The following is a 4,831-nucleotide window of genomic DNA, read 5'->3' as shown; positions in this document are numbered from 1 at the left end:
GGGGGGGGGGCCCCCCCCCCCCCCGCGCCGTGGCGGTGGCCGCTCAGCGGCCGGCCGTCAGGCCAGGGCCTTGGCCTTGAGCCGGTCGAACTCCTGCTGGGTGATGGTGCCGCTGTCCAGCAGCGCCTTGGCGTCCGCGATGCTCTCCGCCGGCGACTTGCCCGCGACGTCCCGGATGTAGGCGTCGGTCTGGGTCTTGGTGTCCCGGATGTAGGCCTGCTGGCGCTCGGCCATGCCCTTGCCGCGCGCGATCACGTAGATCAGTGCGGTGAGGTAGGGGGCGAAGATCAGGAAGATGATCCAGAGCGCCTTGAACCAGCCGCTGAGCTGATGATCACGGAACAGGTCCGTCAGGATGTAGAAGAGCACGAACAGGTACGCGACGAAGACAAAGCTCCAGATCACGATCCAGATGATGCTCCAGAAGTTTTCCACCGATACCTCCGTGGTTCGCGGCCGGTGGTCCCGGCCGTACGTGCGAGCGGCCGCGATGCGCGTCTCGACTTGCCTCGATTCCGGGGGTGCCCGGAATGCCGGGCAAATCCTGGCACACCGGACGCAGGGGTTTGCTCATCCGAAACGGAGGGTTGGGCCACGATTCGGTGACGAATCGGCGACGAATAGTGCTCGCCGGAGCCGGATGTCGGGTTCGGCGAGGTCAGAGCCAGCCGCGCCGGCGCAGCACCAGATAGAGCGTGACGCACAATCCGGCGATCACGGCCAGGGCCATCGGATAGCCGAAAGTCCAGTTCAGCTCGGGCATGTTGGCAAAGTTCATGCCGTAGATGCCGGCGATCGCGGTGGGCACCAGGGCGATCGCCGCCCACGCGGAGATCTTGCGCATGTCCTCGTTCTGCCGGGTCGTTACCTCGGCCAGGGCGGCGCTGACCAGTGTGGTGAGCATCTCGTCGAAGGTGGTGACGCGGTCGGCGACGACCGACAGGTGATCCTCGACGTCCCGGACGTAGGAGCGGATCTTCTTGGGCAACAGATCGGTCGAGGTGCCGCTGAGCGAGCGCATGGCCGGCATCAGCGGCGAGACCGCGCGGCGCAGGCCCAGGATCTCCCGCTTGAGCAGGTAGATCTGCTCGATGTCCACGGGCTGGTTCGGCGTGAAGACCGAATTCTCCATCTCGTCGATGTCGTCCTCGACTGCCTCGACGACGCTGAGGTACTCGTCGACGATGTGGTCGGCGATCGCGTGCATGACGGCGGCCGGCCCGATGATCAGGCGGTCGGGATCGTCCTCCAGCGCGGCCCGGACGGTGCGCAGTTGGGAGTGGGCGCCGTGCCGGACCGTCACGATGTAGTCCGGGCCGAGGAAGATCATGATCTCGCCGTCCTGGACGATCTGCACCGCGTTCCCGGCCGTGTGCTCGACGTAGGCCACCGTCTTGAGCACCAGGAACAGGGAATTGTCGTAGGCCTCGAGCTTGGGTCGCTGGTAGGCCTGGACGGCGTCCTCGACGGCCAGCTCATGCAGTCCCAGCAGCTTGGCCAGGAACGCCATCTCCCGTTCGTCGGGCTCGTGCAGTCCGATCCAGACGAAGCCGCGGCCCTCGGCCCGGACCCGGTCGATCGCGGTGGCCGGGTCGCCGCACTCCCGCACCCGCTCCCCGCCGATGTAGGCGGCGCAGTCGACCAGGGCCTCGGCGTGGTCGCCCCCGGCGGCGGCCGAGCCGGACCCGGATCGTTGACGGGGGTGTCGCAACGAGGGCAGGGACGGCAGAACGGGCATGGCCACCTCCTCGTGGGGCTGGACCGCAGTTGACCCCCAGTGACGGATCGGCGCAGGTCAGGGCCGTTGCACCGGGGCACGATCGGGCCTGCTCGACGACTGTACCCGCGTGGCGACCGGCCGGTCGTCCACCGAGCCGACCGGCGGGCCACGGCCGGATGAATCGATGGTGACCGTGCGGTGAACGGCGACACGGCCGAGCCGACGACGGCGGACGGGACGCGACCCGGCAGGATGGGGCGTGTGCTCATCGACCTGCACGCGCACTCCACCGCGTCCGACGGGACCGACACCCCGGCCGAGCTGATGCAGGCCGCGGCGGCGGCCGGCCTGGACGTCGTCGCGATCACCGACCACGACAACACGATGGGTTGGGCGCCGGCCCTGGCGGCCCGGCCGCCCGAGCTGACGGTGATCCGCGGCGCCGAGTTCTCCACGTCGGCGCCCCTGGGGGAGCGCCGGGTCAGTGTCCACCTGCTCGGCTACCTGTTCGACCCGGCGCATCGCGCGATCGTGGACGAGCAGGCCCGGCTGCGCCAGGAGCGGCTGCACCGGGGGCTGGCCATCGTGGATCGCATGGTCACCGCCGGGGTGCCGATCACCGCGGACCGGGTCCTGGAGATCGCCGACGGTGCGCCGGTCGGGCGCCCGCATATCGGCCGGGCGCTGGTCGAGGCCGGGGTCGTCGAGTCGGTCGACCAGGCCTTCGCGATGCACCTGTCCGGCCGCGGCCCGTACTACGTGCCCAAGGCCGACACCGACCTGCCGACCGCGATCGGGATGATCACCGCCGCCGGCGGGGTCAGTGTCATCGCCCACCCGCGCGGCCGCGGCGAGCGGCGGGTGCTGACGGCCGGCTACCTCGCCGAGCTGGCCCGCCTCGGGCTGGCCGGCCTGGAGGTCGACCATCCCGACCACGATCCGTCCGATCGGGCCGAACTGCGGGGGATCGCCACCGACCTGGGCCTGCTGACGACGGGTTCCTCGGACTACCACGGCACCAACAAGGTCCTGCGCCTCGGGCAGGAGCGCACCGATCCGGACGTTCTGGACCGGATCGTCGGGGCCAGCAACGGGATCACCACCCCGGTCGGTCCGGGCGGGTGAGTTCGGCCGCGTCGCCGCCCCCGTCACCGGGGATCGGGTCGGGCGCCGGTCCCGGTGCCAACCCCGGAGCCGAGCCTCGCCCGGGGCCCGCCGTCCGCGGGCTGGACGCGCTGACCGGGCTGATCGCGGGCGGGATGCTGGTGGTCGGGGCGGTGCTGGTGCTCGCCCAGCTGCTCGCGCCGGCCGTGCTGGCGGCGGCCGGGTGGGGCGCGGCGACCGGACCCGGATGGGCCCGGGTCGCCGCCCACCTGATCGTGGGGGGTGCCGGCGAGGCGATCTACCGGACCCGGCCCCGGCGTCGGGGGGCGCTGCGCGTGCTGCCCGATCTCGCCGTTCTCGCGGCCGCGTCGGCCGTGATCGCCCTCGCCTGGTGGCCCTGAGCGCCCGGTCGATCAGCTCAGCCCGACGACCCGGTCCCCGCGGATCTCGACGATCGTCGGGCCGACGGCCGCCACGTCGACGCGTCCGGTGGCGCCGCCCCGGTCGACCGGGATCAGTGTCGGCACGATGCCGGGGTTCCCGTTGCCGGCGGCGACCGGGGCCAGGCCGCCGGACACCGGCAGCAGCACCTGGTCGCCGATCACGGCCGGGAGCCCGAGGACGCCGGCGCGGGTCCACCCCACCGTCAGGTCCTCCACCCGCTCGGTGACCGGCGTGGTCGCCGTGTCGGAGGCCAGGACCCCGGGCGTGGGCGGCTCGGTGGTCGGCCGGGTCGCGGTGGACGTCGGCGTGGTCTGCACGGTGGCCGATTCCTGCATCACCGCCAGCAGGGTGTCGCCGACGACGGAGAATCGCGTCGACCCGTCCCGCACCGCGGGCGTGGGCCGGGTCCGGTCGCCGTCACCGAGCCGGTCGGCGTCGACGATCGACGTGGCCGGTACGTCCACCGGCGTCCGGCCCACCTCGCGGCCCGCGGTGTCGTAGCGCACCACCGCCGGTTCCGGGTCGGAGACCAGCACGGCCACCCGGTCGGAGGTGATGCCGACCAGCCGCGCCGCCGTCGACCCGGTGTCGATGGTCGCCCGCGGCGTGTGTTTGAAGACGTCCTGATCATCGGGTTTGTCCGGCGCCGAGTCGGGAGTGGTCCAGTTCAGCACCACCTGGGCGTTCGGGCTGCCGGCGCAGTGCTCGACGGTCGCGAACTGCTGGTCGTCGATGATCATGTCGGTGAACGTGCACCCGGTGTGGGTGGCGTTCGGCTTGGGCGGGGCCGGTTCGTCCCCGTACTGGATGGTGCGGACCAGATCGTCCCGCCAGAGCTCGACCAGGGTCGGGCCCAGCCAGCCCGCGTAGGGACCGCCGAACGCCAGCGCTCCGCCCGGCTGGTTCGGGCTGGTCCGGTAGTAATGGCGCTCCCCGGTGGCCGGGTCGAGCAGCATGACCTGCGAGCAGTACCCGTTCTTGTTCGACACCACCATCACGCCGCGCACCTTGCCGCGAGCGGTCACCCCGGGGGCGTCGGTGTCGCCGGACCCGATGGCGCACAGCGGCTCGTCACCACGGTCGTAGGACCAGCGCCGCTCGCCCGTCCGGGCGTCGTACGCGATCGCCGCGGTGCCCTGCCCGGTCACCACCACGCCGTAGGGCGATGCGACCGCGCCGACGGCCGGATCGGTGGCCACCGACCACTTCTCGCTGAGCGTGGACGGCACCGCGGTGGGCTCCGCGGGCACGGTGCCGCGGGGCACGGTGGTGGCGTCGGTGGCCCGGACGTCGCTGGTCAGGTAGACCACGGCCGCGACGGCGAGCACGACGAGCGCGATGCCGCCGGCGACGAGGCGGTCGATGCGGCGTCGTCGGGCCGGGCTGAGCGTCACGGGGGCGAGCCTACGGGTCGGCACCGGGCCGCCGGGCCCGCCGGGGCGGCGTGCCGGCCCCCGAGGTGCCGCGGGGCTGCCCGGCCGCTGCCCGGCCGAGCCGGCCGGCCCTGCGGTCGGTCCGCCCGGCGCGGGAGACGGCCGGCGCCGGGCCCGGCGCAGGGCCCCG

Annotated in this window: 5 protein-coding genes; 2 read left to right on the top strand and 3 right to left on the bottom strand. The window is 72.8% G+C overall.

The annotated features are described in order from the left end of the window. Window positions 1-57 precede the first annotated feature (57 nt). The gene (locus ACOJUF_RS26435; protein WP_420124781.1) at window positions 58-435 is read right to left on the bottom strand and encodes an SHOCT domain-containing protein; all 378 of its coding nucleotides are present in this window, start codon (window positions 433-435) and stop codon (window positions 58-60) included. A gap of 223 nt (window positions 436-658) precedes the next feature. Next, complete coding sequence (locus ACOJUF_RS26430; protein WP_420124780.1) at window positions 659-1,738, bottom strand: magnesium and cobalt transport protein CorA; 1,080 nt, start codon at window positions 1,736-1,738, stop codon at window positions 659-661. Between the two features lie 243 nt (window positions 1,739-1,981). Between ACOJUF_RS26430 and ACOJUF_RS26425 the strand changes: the two genes are divergently transcribed. Both ACOJUF_RS26425 and ACOJUF_RS26420 read left to right on the top strand, forming a co-directional pair. Further along, complete coding sequence (locus ACOJUF_RS26425; RefSeq protein ID WP_420124779.1) at window positions 1,982-2,845, top strand: PHP domain-containing protein; 864 nt, start codon at window positions 1,982-1,984, stop codon at window positions 2,843-2,845. Then, window positions 2,842-3,225 (top strand): hypothetical protein, encoded by a 384-nt coding sequence (locus ACOJUF_RS26420; RefSeq protein WP_420124778.1) that lies wholly within the window; start codon window positions 2,842-2,844, stop codon window positions 3,223-3,225. The genes ACOJUF_RS26425 and ACOJUF_RS26420 overlap by 4 nt, the downstream gene beginning before the upstream one ends. A 12-nt stretch (window positions 3,226-3,237) precedes the next feature. Here ACOJUF_RS26420 and ACOJUF_RS26415 read toward each other — a convergent pair whose 3' ends face one another. Next, entirely contained in the window at window positions 3,238-4,662 is a 1,425-nt protein-coding gene (locus tag ACOJUF_RS26415; protein WP_420124777.1) for a hypothetical protein, read from the bottom strand. Between the last annotated feature and the right edge of the window lie 169 nt (window positions 4,663-4,831).

The organism is Nakamurella sp., assembly GCF_048594475.1.
Taxonomy (GTDB): domain Bacteria; phylum Actinomycetota; class Actinomycetes; order Mycobacteriales; family Nakamurellaceae; genus Nakamurella.
The sequence above is the reverse complement of the archived record's forward strand: the minus strand, read 5'-3'. Positions and strand labels throughout refer to the sequence as shown.

Bases quoted from the DNA above. Each gene is read 5' to 3' on its own strand.
- ACOJUF_RS26430 (WP_420124780.1), bottom strand. From the start codon at position 1,738: ATGCCCGTTCTGCCGTCCCTGCCCTCGTTGCGACACCCCCGTCAACGA.